At 52.8% G+C, this 15732-nt stretch carries 12 protein-coding genes and 1 tRNA gene; 11 read left to right on the top strand and 2 right to left on the bottom strand.

Annotated features, from left to right (window positions below; translation table 11 throughout):
• Positions 1 to 65 precede the first annotated feature (65 nt).
• The 6 genes from MTX78_RS11465 to MTX78_RS11445 all read left to right on the top strand — a co-directional run bounded on the left by MTX78_RS11465 (position 66) and on the right by MTX78_RS11445 (position 7338).
• A complete protein-coding gene (locus MTX78_RS11465; RefSeq protein ID WP_243793975.1) occupies positions 66 to 2531 on the top strand; it encodes a DUF349 domain-containing protein in 2466 nt (821 codons plus the stop codon).
• 239 nt (positions 2532 to 2770) lie between these two features.
• A complete protein-coding gene (locus tag MTX78_RS11460) occupies positions 2771 to 3175 on the top strand; it encodes a hypothetical protein (protein ID WP_243793972.1) in 405 nt (134 codons plus the stop codon).
• Positions 3176 to 3294: 119 nt separating this feature from the next.
• Positions 3295 to 4224, top strand: coding sequence for a DUF6565 domain-containing protein (locus MTX78_RS11455; protein WP_243793967.1), 930 nt, complete (start codon positions 3295 to 3297; stop codon positions 4222 to 4224).
• A gap of 490 nt (positions 4225 to 4714) precedes the next feature.
• A complete protein-coding gene (locus MTX78_RS25535; protein ID WP_449555803.1) occupies positions 4715 to 4813 on the top strand; it encodes a barstar family protein in 99 nt (32 codons plus the stop codon).
• A 233-nt stretch (positions 4814 to 5046) separates the two neighbouring features.
• A complete protein-coding gene (locus MTX78_RS11450) occupies positions 5047 to 6135 on the top strand; it encodes a DUF695 domain-containing protein (protein WP_243802778.1) in 1089 nt (362 codons plus the stop codon).
• A 603-nt stretch (positions 6136 to 6738) separates the two neighbouring features.
• A complete protein-coding gene (locus MTX78_RS11445) occupies positions 6739 to 7338 on the top strand; it encodes a DUF1579 family protein (protein ID WP_243802776.1) in 600 nt (199 codons plus the stop codon).
• Positions 7339 to 7426: 88 nt separating this feature from the next.
• Here the strand turns inward: MTX78_RS11445 and MTX78_RS11440 are convergent.
• Positions 7427 to 7499, bottom strand: a tRNA-Thr gene (locus MTX78_RS11440).
• A gap of 146 nt (positions 7500 to 7645) precedes the next feature.
• On the opposite strand from MTX78_RS11440, the gene MTX78_RS11435 reads away from it, so the two are divergent.
• Positions 7646 to 8191 (top strand): RNA 2'-phosphotransferase, encoded by a 546-nt coding sequence (locus MTX78_RS11435; protein ID WP_243802775.1) that lies wholly within the window; start codon positions 7646 to 7648, stop codon positions 8189 to 8191.
• A gap of 113 nt (positions 8192 to 8304) precedes the next feature.
• Positions 8305 to 8958 carry an HD domain-containing protein gene (locus MTX78_RS11430; protein WP_243802773.1) on the top strand — a complete coding sequence of 218 codons (654 nt, stop codon included), beginning with the start codon at positions 8305 to 8307 and terminating at the stop codon, positions 8956 to 8958.
• Positions 8959 to 8960: 2 nt separating this feature from the next.
• Here the strand turns inward: MTX78_RS11430 and MTX78_RS11425 are convergent, their stop codons facing one another.
• On the bottom strand, positions 8961 to 10517 hold the full coding sequence (locus MTX78_RS11425; protein WP_243802771.1) for an OmpA family protein: 1557 nt from the start codon (positions 10515 to 10517) through the stop codon (positions 8961 to 8963).
• A 324-nt stretch (positions 10518 to 10841) separates the two neighbouring features.
• Between MTX78_RS11425 and MTX78_RS11420 the strand changes: the two genes are divergently transcribed.
• The 3 genes from MTX78_RS11420 to MTX78_RS11410 all read left to right on the top strand — a co-directional run bounded on the left by MTX78_RS11420 (position 10842) and on the right by MTX78_RS11410 (position 15132).
• Entirely contained in the window at positions 10842 to 11084 is a 243-nt protein-coding gene (locus MTX78_RS11420; protein ID WP_243802769.1) for a hypothetical protein, read from the top strand.
• A 149-nt stretch (positions 11085 to 11233) separates the two neighbouring features.
• The gene (gyrA, locus tag MTX78_RS11415; protein WP_243802767.1) at positions 11234 to 13819 is read left to right on the top strand and encodes a DNA gyrase subunit A; all 2586 of its coding nucleotides are present in this window, start codon (positions 11234 to 11236) and stop codon (positions 13817 to 13819) included.
• A gap of 170 nt (positions 13820 to 13989) precedes the next feature.
• The gene (locus MTX78_RS11410; RefSeq protein ID WP_243802765.1) at positions 13990 to 15132 is read left to right on the top strand and encodes a tetratricopeptide repeat protein; all 1143 of its coding nucleotides are present in this window, start codon (positions 13990 to 13992) and stop codon (positions 15130 to 15132) included.
• Positions 15133 to 15732: the final 600 nt, after the last annotated feature.

Here is a 15732-nt window from a genome sequence, read left to right as displayed (position 1 = left end):
CCTCCCTCTGTCGCCCGCCGACCGCCCCCCACCCGGGGTTGCGCCGGGCCATTTCCGCTGAACCCATGCTACCTGAAAACGACAACGCCACCCCCGCCAACTCTAACGATAACTCGGAAACGCCGATGAGCATCTTAGAGCGTCGTCTGGCTGAAATCCGTTCCCAGCAGGATCCCGCCGCTGCTACCCCCCCAGCGTCGCTGCCTACCACCGACATCACGGAGCGTCCCGGAACGGAAGTGCACCCGCCAGCAGGAGAGCCCAGCGGTGCGGGTACCGCCGAGACGCCGCCCGATGTAACGCCAAGCACTGCCGAAACGCAGGTGCCACCGCATGACCCATCGGTTTCCAACCCGCAAGCGCGGGCCGAAGACCACTATGGCCCCGACAACCCTGGTGTAGCTAGTGCACACCAAGTTGCCCCCACGCCAGAAAGTGGGCCTGATTCAATAGTAGCCGCTGAAACCGAAGTGCCTGCCGCCTCTACCTCGAACAGTGGTGTAGAGCCTGCGCAAACATCACCATCAGGTGTGGCTGCTGAGGCCGACGCCCTGACCGCTGCGCCCGATCAAACGGGTGGTGACAACAGCGAAGTGGCAGCGAAGAGCGAAGAATTCGCCACCGCTGACACACCCGACACCGAGCTGCCGGTGGAAGAGCTGCACGATGCGCTGGAAATCGATGATTTCCCCGAAGGTATTGCGCACTTGACCACTTCCACCCCTACGCCAGCTACCCCCGAAAATAGTGCCTCGGAAACAGAAGCAGGAGCGGAGGAAGAAGAGTTTGTGTCCGAAACGCCAACGGTTGACTTTCCTAGCCTCGACCTGCCGGCCCAGGCCACTCACTTGCTCACGCTGCTCCAGCGTCCTGATGCCCGCCAGAATCGGAAGCAAATCACGGACCTCTACCGCCAGTATGAAACGGGCATCAATGCGGACCGTGCTACGGCTCGCCAGCGTTTCACTGAAGGCGGTAGCGAAGGGGAAGACTTTACGTATGCCGGCCCTGAAGGGCACGCGGAAGTAAGCAAGTTGATGCAGGAGTTCCGCGAAAGCCGCGTGCGGGATGCCAAAGCCGAAGACGATCAGCGGGCCCGCAACCTCCTGCACAAGCAGCATTTGCTTTCGCAGTTACGCGGACTCGTGGAATCTGCGGAAACCAAGGACAGTTCGGCTCGCATCAAGGCACTGCAAAACGATTGGAAGGCCACTGGCCCCGTGCCGCAGAAAGACACCCAGGAACTGTGGAACAGCTATCATGCCCTGCTTGATATTTTCTACAACAACCGTGGACTGTTCTTTGAGATGAAAGAACTGGACCGCCGCCGCAACCTGGAAGCCAAAGAGGCGCTGATTACCCGGGCGGAAGGGTTGGCCCAGCAGTCAAGCATCAACAAGGCGCTTAACGATCTGCGCCAGTTGCACGAAGAATGGAAGCACATTGGACCCGTGCCGAACGAGCAACGGGAGGCACTATGGCAGCGGTTCTTGCAGGCGTCTGAGCAAGTACACAACCGCAAAAAGGAATTCTTGGATGTGCGTTCCACCCAGGAAAACGCCAACCTAACCCGTAAAACGGCTTTGCTGGAGCAACTGCTACCTTTCGGCGACTTCCACACGGAGCGCGTGAACGAGTGGCGCGCCAAAACTGATGAGCTGCAGAAGCTGAAAGAGGAGTGGGATGCCGCCGGCCTAGTGCCGCGCGACAAAGCCGACACTATGAACAAGCAGTTCTGGGGCGCCTACAAAGGCTTCTTCCAGCACAAAAACCAGTTTTTCAAGGCCCTCGACGAAGAGAAGAACACCAACCTCAAACGCAAGCTGGAACTGATTGACCAGGCGGAGGCCGCCTTGGCCAACCCAGATTGGGAGCAAGGGCGCGAAGTAGTTATCCGTTTACAGAAAGACTGGAAAACGATTGGCCGGGTGCCCGAGAAGCAGTCCGACAAAGTGTGGAACCGTTTCCGGACTGCCTGCGACGCCTTTTTCGACCGTAAAAACCAGGAGGTAAAGCAGCGCCAGGAGAAAGTACAGCAAGCCAGCCAAGCCCAGACTGGCTACCTCGACCAACTGGCCGCCAGCGTTGCCGGCTTATCCGTTGACGAGCCCGGTAGTTTGGAAGGTTTCCGCCAGCACGTGCAGGAGTGGCGCGATTTCGGCAGCGCCGAAAGCAACCCACGCGGCAACAACGAGCGAGCCGACGAGCGGTTCCAGTCTTTGATGGGCAAGTACCTTGATACGGTGCCGAACCTATCGTACGAAGACCGGTCCGAACTGCTGTTCAACCTGCAAGTGGAACGCCTGAAGTCCAGCCCCGATTCGCAACAGCAACTTTACAAGAAAGAGCAAGCCTTGCGTCGGGAAATCAACGAGTTGGAAAACGATATTTCCACCTTGCAAACCAATCTGGAGTTTTTCGCCCGCTCGAAGAATGCAGCGCAGCTTCGGCAGGAGTACCAAGGCCGTATCGATGAAGCCAACAACCGTATTGCAGCCCTGAAAAAGCAATTGCGCGTAATTCGCAGCTAGCTTTACAGAGCCACAACGTATAAGCAATGACGCATTTAGCCGATGGCTAGATGCGTCATTGCTTTTATACACGTAAGTGGGCGCTAACCTGTTATCAATAGATCAATTAAAAAATATAAATTAATACATATTTAAATCCAACAAACGAAGTGGTGCAGTATTTAGAAAGGCGGTACCCACGGTAGGAACGTGTTGCTTTCACCTGCTGCCTCTTCTCAGTAAGAATTTTTAATCTACCTATGCGCACTCTGTTCGATACTCCAGGGCTAACTATCATACACGACCCTGCCAACAAATGGCTGTTTGCTACGTGGCGTGGGGAACACGACGAAACTTCGTCGATGGCAGGGTGTGCTATGATTCTGAATAAAGTACGCCTCACGCACTGCACCGCAATTTTGAACGATAGTAGCCAGGTACTGGATGGCTGGAGTGAGATAGTGCGCTGGATTGCACTGGAGTTTTTCCATGCCCTAGCCGACAGTGGAGTAGTGGCTATTGCGTGGGTAACAGCCAAAGACTGGCCCGCTCGCACCGATATTGAACGGGTGCTGCTCTATACCACTCGTCCACTGGTTGACACCTTCAGCGAAACAGAATCAGCTTACTCCTGGCTGCTAAGTACCGCAACCAAAAAACCGTAGGAACACATTCCGTATGCTCGTGAATGGCTCTATTTCCAACCCTGGGACTCACTACTGCGTTTAAACGGCAGACAGTATTTTCCTGTAAAGGTTTTATTAGCGCTATTTCCTCTTGCATCATGATCCAATTCCGCATCAACACCCTATTGCTTGCCACCTCTCTGTTAGCCGGGGGGAGCACACTGGCTTTGTCTAGCTGCTCTTCCAACGACAAGAAAGAAGTGTCGCAAGAAGGCCAACGCGCCTACGACAACTTACAGGCGTACGTGACGGAAGCCGAAACTACGCCCGCCACCACAGTGCCTGATACCTTTGCCGCTCGTTTAGCTACTGTGCAGCGCTACGCCGCCGAGTTTGATACAGCACGGCAGGCAGAAATTCAGCGTTTGCAGGAGCGGTATAACCAAGCGCAGAGCGGTGCTACCGCAACAGCCAGCGTGGATACCACGGGTAGCATGATGGCCACCGCCGCTGCAAGTGCGCCTGTCGCGCCCGCCCCTGCAGGCGAAGCGCCTGCCAAACTATATAAGCCGACCAGCCCGGCGGCGGCCTTGACGGCGACCAACGCACGTGCCACCTACGAGGCCTTTGTGCAACGCGTAAAAGCCAACGAGGACAAGTATGAAATAGGTGACTGGCGCGTCATCAATGCCGAATGGCGGGCTCTTGATCAGAAATACGACCAGATCAAAGGCGACGTAAGCGGCAGCGACAAAGCCGAAATTGCCAAGGAGAAGCTGAAGTACGCCGCTTTCAAATCTTTCGACAAAACCGAGTCGCGCGCATCGCAGGTCGGTGACCTAGCCACTGGTGATAAAGCCGAAGCCAAAGCGAAAGGCGAAGGCGTGCAAGTGGAGCGCGCCGCCAAAAACACGGGTAGCGACGTGAAAAACGCCGGTAAAGAAATAGGCCAAGGAGCCGTGAAAGTTGGTAAAGGCGCTGCCGAAGTTGGCAAAGACGTCGGTCAAGGTGCCGTAAAAGCTGGTAAGAAAGTCGGAGGCGCGGTGAAAGATGTCTTCGATGGCAAGGATAACAAGCCAGCTGAGTAGCCGGATCTTATTGTAAATTAAAAAGCCGGTTTCCTGCAAAGGAAGCCGGCTTTTTGTTGTCTTTAGATAAAGTGTCTCGTGCCTTTTGCGCTAAATGAATACGCTATAAGTAGGCCGTTAGCTCACCGCCTCGTTTCTTTCTGAGGCTACTTGTCGAGCCACCATTCAACCACTATACAGCCGGCTAATACTAGACAAAAGAGGAAGGCCTGCGCCAACCGTAGATCGTGGCGAATTTGGGCGGGTGTCTTTTTCACTTCACTGCCAACTCGGCTAGCAAGGCCAAGGCAAATACCACACAAAAGAGTGCGGATAAGTATAATTCATCTCTTAAACTGTAGGGGGTAAAGTCTTTTTCCATCCGACAAATGTACAAACACACATTGAATAGTTCAATATAGTGTTGTGCATCACTTTTACAGTTTTTTCTCTGACGACTTACTTATGATTCTCGATCTAAGAGGTATTACCAGTAAACAAGCTCTACACGATCTATTCAAGGTTCTGCTCGGGTTTCCCTGATTGGTGTGGTGCCAGTTGGGATGCTTTTTGGGACTGCATCATCGCCATTGTAGAAATGCCAGAATAACTGACGTTAGACAAGTGGCAGGAATTTGCTCAAACTTGTCCGAAGGATATGGGTATTCTGCGTCAAGTGATCCAAGACTATGCGCAGGAGATGCCGAGTAAGCGCATCGTTTTGGGTAGTCAAGACTGATAAGCAGTGCTTGTTTCCGCTTGCGCAGCAGCCTGAGCCACTATGCCTGACCACAGCTTACTGTCTGTGCATCAACAAACGAAATTACTGATTCCCGTATATCCATGAAGTTACTTGACAACTCTTCTTCCACTCCACTCGCTTTTCGCTATGTTGAATTTTGGGACTGGTTTTCCCAACATGCCCACGCCTTCTTTCACACGGTAAAAGAACGCCACCGTATTAAGGAAGACTTCTTTAACCCACTATCTCTGGCGCTTGACCGCATCAAAGACGGGTTTTATTTCCAGACGGGAATGATGGATGATGATACCGCAGAGCTGGAGATTTCTGTGGAGGGTGCTATTGAGAATATCACGTTTGTAGAGGAACTCATCCAAGCTGCTCCCAGCTTGCCAGGCTGGAAGTTTACCGCCTTCAAGACGGCGACCCAGAGCAAGCACATAAGTATTAAGATGAGTGGGTTTGAGTTTAACACAAGTACCCTCACGTTCTACACTAATGATGAGCCAGAGTACCCCGACGAAATTAATCTCGTGGTTGTGCATCAAGACTATACTGAGGAGAACGAATCAACGATTTGGAACGGGACCCTTAATTTTTTAGATAACTACCTAGGTGAACTCGCATTTGCCACGACGATTGATCGAATAACTGTTATTGGGCCACAAGAAGCTGAACAGGAGCTTATTCCGCTTGAAAAGCTACACGACTTCCTGATCTGGCGGCAGAAAGAATTTGTTGAAAAGTATGAAGGGCTACGCCACCAAACCGAGGAAGATACCTACGCTACCTTCGATGCTGAACTAGAGAGTGGCAATCGGCTAGTGGCCATCATGAACACAGACTTGTTGGCCTGGGATGCCAAAGCGTCGCACCCCTGGGTGATGGTTGTGGGTATTCCTTACGATGGAGAATACAGTAATGGCATGCCTGACGACGAGACGTATGCCACACTGGATGAGCTGGAAGATGCCATCGTCTCGGAGTTGCCAGAGGGTGAGGGCTACTTGAATCTTGGCAGACAGACCGCCGATAGCCGGCGAGAAATCTATTTTGCCTGTCAAGACTTTCGAAAGCCGTCACAGGTGCTTTATCAAGTCCAAACTCACTATGCTCAAATTCTGGAGGTAACGTATGAGATTTACAAAGACAAATATTGGCAGTCGTTTAGGCGCTTTAACAGCTACTAATATTGACGGATCTAGCAGGAAAACCCCTTGTAAATCGTAGGTCTACAAGGGAGATAGGATCACCTTAAACTTGAGCTTGTCAGAGGCATCCTACTTCAGGCTATTTTTTCTAGGACACATAAGCACAACGTACTACGGCTCATTTACCCAGAATCAGCCATGCTACTACCGTCCCAAATACGCCTGCAATGACGACGGCCTTCAGTAACTTACCCGGCCCTTTCGACCATATAGAGCGCAGCCATCTGTCTCGTCGTAAAGTGCTTAACATGCTGTAATCTACGGTTATAGGAGCTGGGTTAACCTTCATAGCGAGGGGCTTGCTTGACAAGGTGATATAAGGGTGTCTTACAGCAATATAGATAATGCATTCTAGGTAACCTTAAAGCCGAGTTATTTTCGTTCAACTTATTCTTGGCTTAACACAGAAATATAGTAATTAAGTATCCTAATGCTATAGGGTTGGTAACAAGCCTCTTATCTTAGTAGCTTATCTCCAAACTGTGTTGGGGAAAGTCATGATACATCGATATGCTAGTAAACACACATGCTAAGAGCTTTTATAGAATTCCTGGCTTTACTAGCACGCTAATCAGGGGCGGTATGGTATTGCTGGTGGCCATATGGGCGTTGGCTCCTGCCGTTGGCTTGGCGCAAGTCAAACCTGCTGTGCCAGCTGCAAAAGCCAACCAGACGTCCCCCATGCAGCAAATGCTAGACTTGTCCCATCCCGGCCCAAACCATGCGTTGCTTGGTACTTTAGCTGGCACTTGGCACTTTCAAGATATGAAGCTCGCTTTCGTGCAAGGTACACTTAGCCGAAAACCGATCTATAATGGGCGCTTTTACATGGTTGAGATTATAGGCGGTCGTTTACAGGTTCCTGTTGGTGGGGGAAGGATGCAAGACGAAAGCTACCAGGGACTACAACTTGAAGGCTATGATAATGCACAACTCAAATTTGTGACGACCGCCATCAACAACCACATCGGTAGCAATACTGAACTGCAGACGGGCACGTACGATGTAGCAGCGAAAGCCTTGACGTACGAGTGGGACAGTGAATTAATTCAAGGTCAGCCAAAGCATAACCGTCGAGTGCTAAAAATGATAGACAGCAACCGCTATACGGAAGTGTACTACGATGTTCAGAATGGCAAGGCTACGCCGGTTCGAACACTTGAGTATACGCGCAGCAACTAACCATGCTTATCCAGTGGCCGACCCATTGAGGCACCAAAACGAAAACCCCTTGCAAATCGCTGATTTACAAGGGGTTTTAGCTATAGAGAGCCTCCTGCCGGGATCGAACCAGCGACCTACTGATTACAAGTCAGTTGCTCTACCAGCTGAGCTAAGGAGGCGTTCTGGTGGTGCAAAACTAAGTCAGTAAACCAGTTTTTCAAACCTATTTTCAAACTTTTCTCGCTAAAAAGAGGCAAGTGCCTATAATTCAGGACTTGAAAAAGCAGTTGCCTTCTCTTTTCTTTCTACTTACTACTCTTGTCTTATGGACGCCGCGTCTGCTACCCGCCTCAGTAAATTTCTCAGCTTGCACCTACGCCACAAGCCCGAGGCGTTGGGCTTATCGTTAGCCGAAGGCGGATGGGTAGGAGTAGAGGAGTTGTTAACCGCATTAACACGCCATGGGCAGCCACTTACGCGTGCTGAGTTAGAAGAACTAGTTGCTACGAGCGACAAGCAGCGGTTTGCTTTTGATGCCGCGGGTACTCGTATCCGGGCGCAACAAGGCCACAGTGTACCCGTCGATTTGGGCTTAATGCCTGCTTTGCCACCCGCTGAACTCTACCATGGCACCGTGCCCACCGCCTTGACTGCTATCTGGCGCGAAGGTCTTCGCAGCATGAAACGCCACCACGTGCACTTATCGCCGAACGTAGATACGGCGCGCCGAGTAGGAAACAGACGCGGGCCAGCTGTGGTACTGGTGGTAGATGCGGCCGCATTGGCAGAGGCTGGGTTTGTGTTTTATGTATCAGGCAACGGGGTGTGGCTCACCGATCATGTTCCGCCAGAATACTTGCGTGAGTTGTAAGGTTTGCAGGCAGGAAAAGGAGAGAAGGCGCCAGTTTCTCGTTCGGAAGTTGTTGCTTTGTGCGGCTGGCTTCTGGTTAAGCCGAGTTTTCGTTCATCTTGCTATCAAATACTGTGGATCTAGTTACCCGTACTGCTGATTTTGTTCGTGAAAAATTCTTGCATGAGGGCTCTGGCCACGATTGGGAACACATCCGTCGGGTGTGGCAGGTAGCACGCGCTCTTGCCCGCGATACGCCCCACGCCGACCCGCTTATCACCGAACTTGGTGCCCTGCTCCACGATGTTGCCGATTGGAAATTTCACGATGGAGACGAGGAGGCAGGTCCTCGGGCGTCCCGTACTTGGTTGGAGAGCCAGCACGCCGAGGAAAGCGTTATCCAATCTGTGGAAGCTATTATTCGTGAAATCAGTTTTAAAGGGCTTGGTGTAGCTACGCCCATGAGTACAGTGGAAGGCGAACTGGTGCAGGATGCCGACCGGCTCGACGCTATTGGCGCTATTGGGGTGGCGCGGGCTTTTGCGTACGGTGGCCACAAAGGCCGGCCCCTCCACGATGCATCTATTCCGCCGATGGTGCATGAGTCGTTTGAGAGCTACAAGAAAAATACAGCGCCAACCATCAATCATTTCTACGAGAAACTGCTGCACCTGCGCGAACGGCTACATACGCCTGCTGCCCGCCGGGTAGCGGAGGAGCGTCATGCGTTTATGGAAGTGTTCCTCGCTCAGTTTCTACGGGAGTGGGAAGGCCAAGACGTGAAATAGCCTTATTGGTTTCTTTTATTTTTGGCGCGCAAGTTCTGGCGTAGATTGTTGATCCAACGACCTACTTTGGTACGCTGCCGTGGTTTACGCCCTTGGCGGGCACTACTAGCTCGCCTGGCACTAGACGATTGAGCCGCCAAACCCGTTGCTGTTGGCTTTGGCGAAACCGCCTTCGGGGGTTCTGGAAGCGGCGCGGCGGATTTGGTCATGACCTTGATGCTTAGCCGACGATTGAGCGCCCGGCCAACGGGAGCAGCGTTGGAAGCCACCGCGTAGGCTTCACCGTATCCGATGGCTTGCAGACGACCCAAGGAAATGCCCTGTGCCGCCAATGCGCGCATGGCCGCTTGGGCACGGGCGTCACTTAAGTGGAGGTTTTTCAACCTGTCGCCACTACTGTCGCTGTAGCCGCCGAATAGAATGTGCGCCCGTGGGAATGTTTTCAGAATAGCGGCTAGGTTGCGCAGCTGTTGCTCAGACTCAGGGGTAAGCGTGGCTTCCCCTGATTTAAAGTACACCCGGTCCACATTGATCCAACCAACGGCCGGGTCCAGCGAATCAACTTGCTGCCGGGCATCAGCCAGAAATCGGTAGAGTTGGTATTCGGTGGAATTCATGCCTACGCGCTGGGTGCTACCGTCCGCCAGCGTGATGATGAGCGGCTGGCCCGTGTGATAGATGTACGTATCTGTAGCCGCATCATAATGACCGGAAGGAACTGGAGCGCCCGTGTCGGTGGCGCCGTTTGGCTGGCTCGCAGCGGCGTTAGCAGTGTAGGTCACCGGAGTGTCTTCTGCCAGAGAGGGAGTGGAGTAATTGGGTACGCCCCAGGTGAAGAAGCCATAGGCCAGAAGCAGCACAGGTAAAACCAGCAATGCCCATTTCCACCTGCCTAGTCGGGCCAGGCCTGCTTTAGTGCGCTGCTGGGGTACAAAGATGCTGCCGCCTCCTACTGTGTCCCAGTTGCCGGCGCCCGCTTCAAACTTGGGGGCGTTTGCCATAACGGGTGGTGGGAGAGACCGGCGTGAAGAAGGGGGAGGGGGTACCGGGCTGGGCTGCGCGGGTGTTGCTACGGGTGGGGTCGGCTGATTGTGGGTTTGCAACCAACCACTGAGAGAGGCAGCGTCAAGCGTGTGAGTGGTTGCATAGTGGCCGAGAGTCCCCAATACAGCGGCCACTGCCACTTCTATCAACTGGGCATACGAGGCTGTAGGGACCCCAGACTGCACGGCCAGGCGAAAGGTGGTTGATTCGTACGCGTCGTGGAGTAGGTTCTGCAAGAGCAGTACCCCGCGTCCGTTCCACTCAGTGCTAGCCAGGGTGTCAAGCTGCGTTAGGGGCTTTGTAGTTTGCGCTTGTTGCACCAGGTTCCATACGGCTTCCAGGCCGTTGTGCCGGGCGGCTCGGTCAGCGAGGGCACGCACCACCAAGGGAACTAGGGTAGCCATTCCCTTCTCCACTAGCGTGCGGTCTTTGCTTACCAGGGTGGCCAATTGGCTGATATGCTCTGGTTTCAGGCAGTCATTGACCGCTTCAACTACTGTCTTATCCGGCTTCATGGCAGTGCCTGTTTTCAATTAAATGTAGTTTTTATAGCATCTTGCGCATAAGCACTAGCACGAATACCATAAACCATACCAGCTAGCTTGAGCCCATTCCCGTGCTACTTATAACGGGCGTTATACGTTGTGTTGAACCCATGACTTCAATGGTAGTAGTAGGAAAAGGGTTAACGTAGGACAATACGTAATAACAGGTAGAGTGTTTGTCTAGCGTCGGGTAGGTGTTGCCTTCTGAATAGGTTGGGTTGAGGTCGTGAAGAGCTGGAGTGCAGATTAAGCGGCTGGTCTGGCTGGCAACCGGTAACTGAATATCTTTACCCCATGAAATTCCGTTTCCTCTTCCTGCAGCGGTGGTGGCCACTGCTTGTGCTCCTCGCCGTAGCCTCCTGCCGATCTTGTCCCATTGTATCCTGTCACACGCGTAAGGTGCATTTCCATGATGGGGTGAAGTACCGAGGGCAGCCTATTTTCAAGAAGCAGAACCCTGCCATCGGCGAAAAAATCAAGACTTACAACCCCAAAGCAGGCAAGCATAAGGCCGATAAAAGCAGGTCCATCCGCTGAGGTAGTAGCGGAGCTTTCAGGCTATCTAAATCCGGGTAGAATCTAGGAAAAACAGGGTTTTTTACCTATCTTGCAGGCTTAACGCAACCATCATTTCACGGTGCCGGAACTCCCTCACAAGCAGCCCTCCGGCCGACTAAGTTCTCCCTATGGCGGAAGGCGAAAAGATCATTCCGATCAACATCGAAGACGAGATGCGCGGCGCCTACATCGATTACTCGATGTCGGTTATCATCTCCCGGGCATTGCCCGACGTACGCGACGGCCTCAAACCAGTGCACCGGCGTGTGCTCTATGGTATGAGCGAGCTGGGCGTATCCTACAACAAATCCTATAAGAAAAGCGCCCGTATCGTGGGCGAGGTACTCGGTAAGTATCACCCCCACGGTGACTCCTCCGTGTACGACACCATGGTGCGCATGGCCCAAGATTGGAGCCTGCGCTACCCGCTCGTGGACGGCCAGGGTAACTTCGGCTCCGTCGACGGCGATTCGCCGGCAGCTATGCGTTACACCGAGGCCCGCCTCAAGCGCCTGGCCGACGAAATGCTCGGTGACTTAGACAAGGAGACGGTTGATTTTCAACCCAACTTCGATGACTCGCTGGAAGAGCCCAGCGTAATGCCCTCGAAGTTTCCTAACCTGCTGGTCAACGGTACGACGGGTATTGCCGTGGGTATGGCTACCAACATGCCACCCCACAACATGACGGAAGTCGTGAATGGCATTGTAGCCTACCTCGACAATTCCGAGGTTACCGTGGCCGAGCTGATGGAGCATATCACCGCGCCGGACTTCCCGACAGGTGGCACCATCTACGGCTACGAAGGCGTAAAGCAAGCCTTTGAAACCGGCCGCGGCCGGGTGGTAGTGCGAGCAAAAGCGCACGTAGAAACCATGGACAGCGGCAAAGAGCAGATTGTAGTCACCGAAATTCCCTACATGGTGAATAAGGCGTCGATGATCGAGAAGACGGCCGCCCTGATCAACGAGAAGCGCATCGAAGGCATTGCTGACCTGCGCGACGAGTCGGACCGAGACGGGATGCGCATTGTGTACGTGCTTAAGCGCGACGCTATGCCTAACGTGGTGCTCAACCAGCTCTATCGCTACACGCAGTTGCAATCCTCGTTCGGGGTAAACAACGTGTGTTTGGTGAAAGGGCGTCCGATGACGCTTAACCTCAAGGAGCTGATCCATTACTTCGTTGAGCACCGTGCCGACGTAGTAGTACGCCGTACCCGTTACGAACTGGCCGAAGCCCAGAAGCGGGCCCACATCTTGGAGGGTCTGCTTATCGCGCTTGACCACCTAGACGAGGTAATTGCGCTGATCCGCGGGTCCCGCGACGGCGAAGTAGCCCGTGCCCAACTCATCGAGCGGTTCTCGCTAAGTGAGATACAGGCCCGTGCTATCCTGGATATGCGTCTGCAGCGCCTCACGGGCCTGGAGCGCGACAAGATTGTGCAGGAGTACGACGAGCTTATGAAGCTTGTTGATTATCTGAAGTCGGTATTGGCCTCGGATGAGTTGCAGCGCAAGATCATCCGCGACGAGATGCTCGACATCCGGGAGCGGTATGGCGACAAGCGTCGGACCATGATTGAGTACGCCGGTGGCGACTTCTCCATGGAAGACATGATAGCCGACGAGAGCATGGTGATAACCATCTCCAATGACGGCTATATCAAGCGTACGGCGCTGGCGGAATACCGCACGCAGGGTCGGGGAGGAGTAGGGGCCCGGGGCGCCGGTTCCAAGCAGGACGACTTTACGGAGCACCTGTTTGTAGCCACCACCCACGAGTACTTGTTGTTCTTCACCGAACTTGGGCGGGTGTTTTGGTTGAAAGTGTACGAAGTACCGGAAGCCGGGAAAGCCGCTAAAGGCCGTCCGATTCAAAACCTCATCGAGATTCCACGTGAAGACAGTGTGCGTTCCGTGCTCAACGTGCGGGGCCTGCGCGACCCAGATTACCTGGAGAACACCTACCTGATGTTCTGCACCGAGCAGGGCACCGTCAAGAAAACGCCGCTTGAAGCGTATTCGCGTCCCCGGACGGCCGGTATCAACGCTATTACCATCAACGAAGGCGACCGTCTGCTTGACGTGCAGTTGACCAGCGGTAAGTCGGAGGTAGTGGTAGCGCTCCGCTCCGGTCGGGCTGTTCGTTTCCCCGAAGAGAAAGTGCGCTCCATGGGCCGCACGGCCGCCGGGGTACGGGGCATCACGCTCTCCGATGAAAACGACCGGGTAGTAGGGATGGTTTGCATTGCCAACGATAGCCAGGAAGAACTGCTAGTGGTTTCCGAGAACGGTTATGGTAAGCGTAGTCCGCTCGAAGAATACCGCATTACCAACCGCGGGGGTAAAGGTGTTCGGGCTATGAAGATCACCGACAAAACCGGCGCCTTGGTGACCATCAAGGCAGTTTCTGACACCGATGATTTGATGATTATCAACAAGTCGGGCATTACGCTGCGGATGAGCGTGGCGAAAGAGCTGCGTTCCATTGGTCGGGCCACCCAAGGTGTCCGCTTGATTCGCTTGAGTAATGGTGATGCTATTTCGTCGGTAGCCAAGGTAGCTGCCGAAGACGAAAAAGAACTAGCGGACGAGCTAGCCGTGGATGGCACTATCGTTGCTAACGGCGAAGGTAGCTCCGCTGTCGAGGCGTTGCCAGACGCTGCGGACTTAGATTCTCTCACTGATCCGGACACGCTTAGCGACAATTAAGCGTTGTTTTTAAGGTAACGGCAGGAGCGAGGCGTTGCACCTCTTCTCACGGAGCACAGCGTTGCTCCTGCCAGTACCAAAAGCTACACCGCCGGCAAGCTGAACTTCGCGCCGGCACTTCCTGTTTGTTCAGCATTTCCTTTCCACCTCATTCTTCACGCAAAACCCCCATGAAGAAGATTATCCTGACCCTTGTTGCAGCAGCAGCTTTAACTTCCGCTTCAGCTCAGAATTCGGCGGTCACCAACGCCATTTTGAACCAAAAGCAAGGCTTGCTCGACAAAGCTCGCACCGAGATTGACAAAGCCATTACCAACGAGAAGACCTCCACGAAAGCCAAAACTTGGTATACGCGGGGCGAAATCTACGATGCCATGACTAGCAACCCGATTTATGGCAAGTCATTGCAGCCCGGGGAAGGCACCAAGGTAGCGTACGATTCCTATAAGAAAGCCATCGAGCTTGACGGGAAAGATGGTGAGTTCGGTAAGCAAGCCACTGCCAAGCTCGACAACTTGTATGGGTTGGCCCTTAATGCAGGTGTAGAAAACTACAACGGCAAAAAGTACGACGAAGCGCTGAATGCTTACAAAATGGCGCAGCAAATCCGTCCGCAAGATACGACGGCCTACCTGTACGCGGCATATGCGGCGGAAGCCAAAGAGGATTTTGCTGCTGCCAAGCAGACGTATGCTCAGTTGCAGGGCATGAACTACAAGTCGCCCCAGATGTACGGGCGGATGTTGCAGATAGCGCGCCAAGAGAAAAACGAGCAGGAAGCCATGAAAGTGGTCGAGCAAGCATTGAAAGCATATCCCAACAACAAAAGCTTTATGCTGGAGGAGTTGAATATGTATCTGAGCGCTGGCCGTGGTAAAGAAGCTATTGCCAAGATTGAAAATGCTATTGCTGCTGACCCCAAGAACTCCAACCTGTATGCTGTGCTCGGTTCGATCTACGACCAAGACAAGCAGCCCGAAAAAGCATTGGCAGCATACCGCAAGGCCGTAGAAAACGACCCGAACAATTTCGACGCCAACTTCAACCTTGGTGTATACAATTACAACAAGGCGGCTGAACTGTATACTAGAGCCAGTAAGATGGATTTGGCAACGTATCAGAAGAGCGGTAAGAAGTTTGAAACGGAGGGGAAAAAGTTCTTCACTGATTCTGTGCCATACTTCGAGAAAGCACTGACTATTCAGCCTGATGACCGCGCAACCATTTCGTCACTTGGCAAAGTATACGCCAAACTCGGTCGCACATCAGATGCCGAGAAGATGAATGCTAAGCTCGACGGTTTGAAGAAGTAAGTTCTCCTCATTAGGAGGGGATAGAGCAACTAACCCGAAGCAGTCTAATAGCTTCGGGTTAGTTTTTAAAAGGTCTACTTAACATAATATAAATTATAAGACAAAAAGTAAGTTGAAACTTGGGAGCCTAAGTGCGCTTGTTATATGGCTATGATATGGTCTACCATACATATACTCAAATAGAGACTCCAATAAGATCTGAAGGTAGATATGGACTTGCATGGTTGCCTTACCTAAGGTGCATGCGGTATCTACTGAGTTGAATAGCTTAACGGGCTCAGCGGTATACTGAATATCCGCGCCGCGAAGAGCTATTTAGCTTTTGCAGGTGCTCACGTAATTTCTCGCTGAAGCAGTTCGATAATTCCGAGCTTCAGAATGCCTTTGATGGCTACATGAAAGCTGGACTTGCATGGATACTGGTTTAGCTAAAGCATGTAGTTCTTGGTTAAAAAAAACAACTCTATAAGCTGTACCCACTTAAAGACCGTTCATATTAAAGGATAATTATGTTAAGCTGTTCATACTCCATTTGCCCCAGTAGTATGCTGTAACGTTCAATACCCGTGGATAGACCTAGCTAGCCTTAACGCGTTGCTT

The sequence above is a fragment of the Hymenobacter tibetensis genome, from assembly GCF_022827545.1.
GTDB classification, from domain to species: Bacteria; Bacteroidota; Bacteroidia; order Cytophagales; family Hymenobacteraceae; genus Hymenobacter; species Hymenobacter tibetensis.
This window is presented reverse-complemented; position numbering and strand designations above follow the sequence as displayed.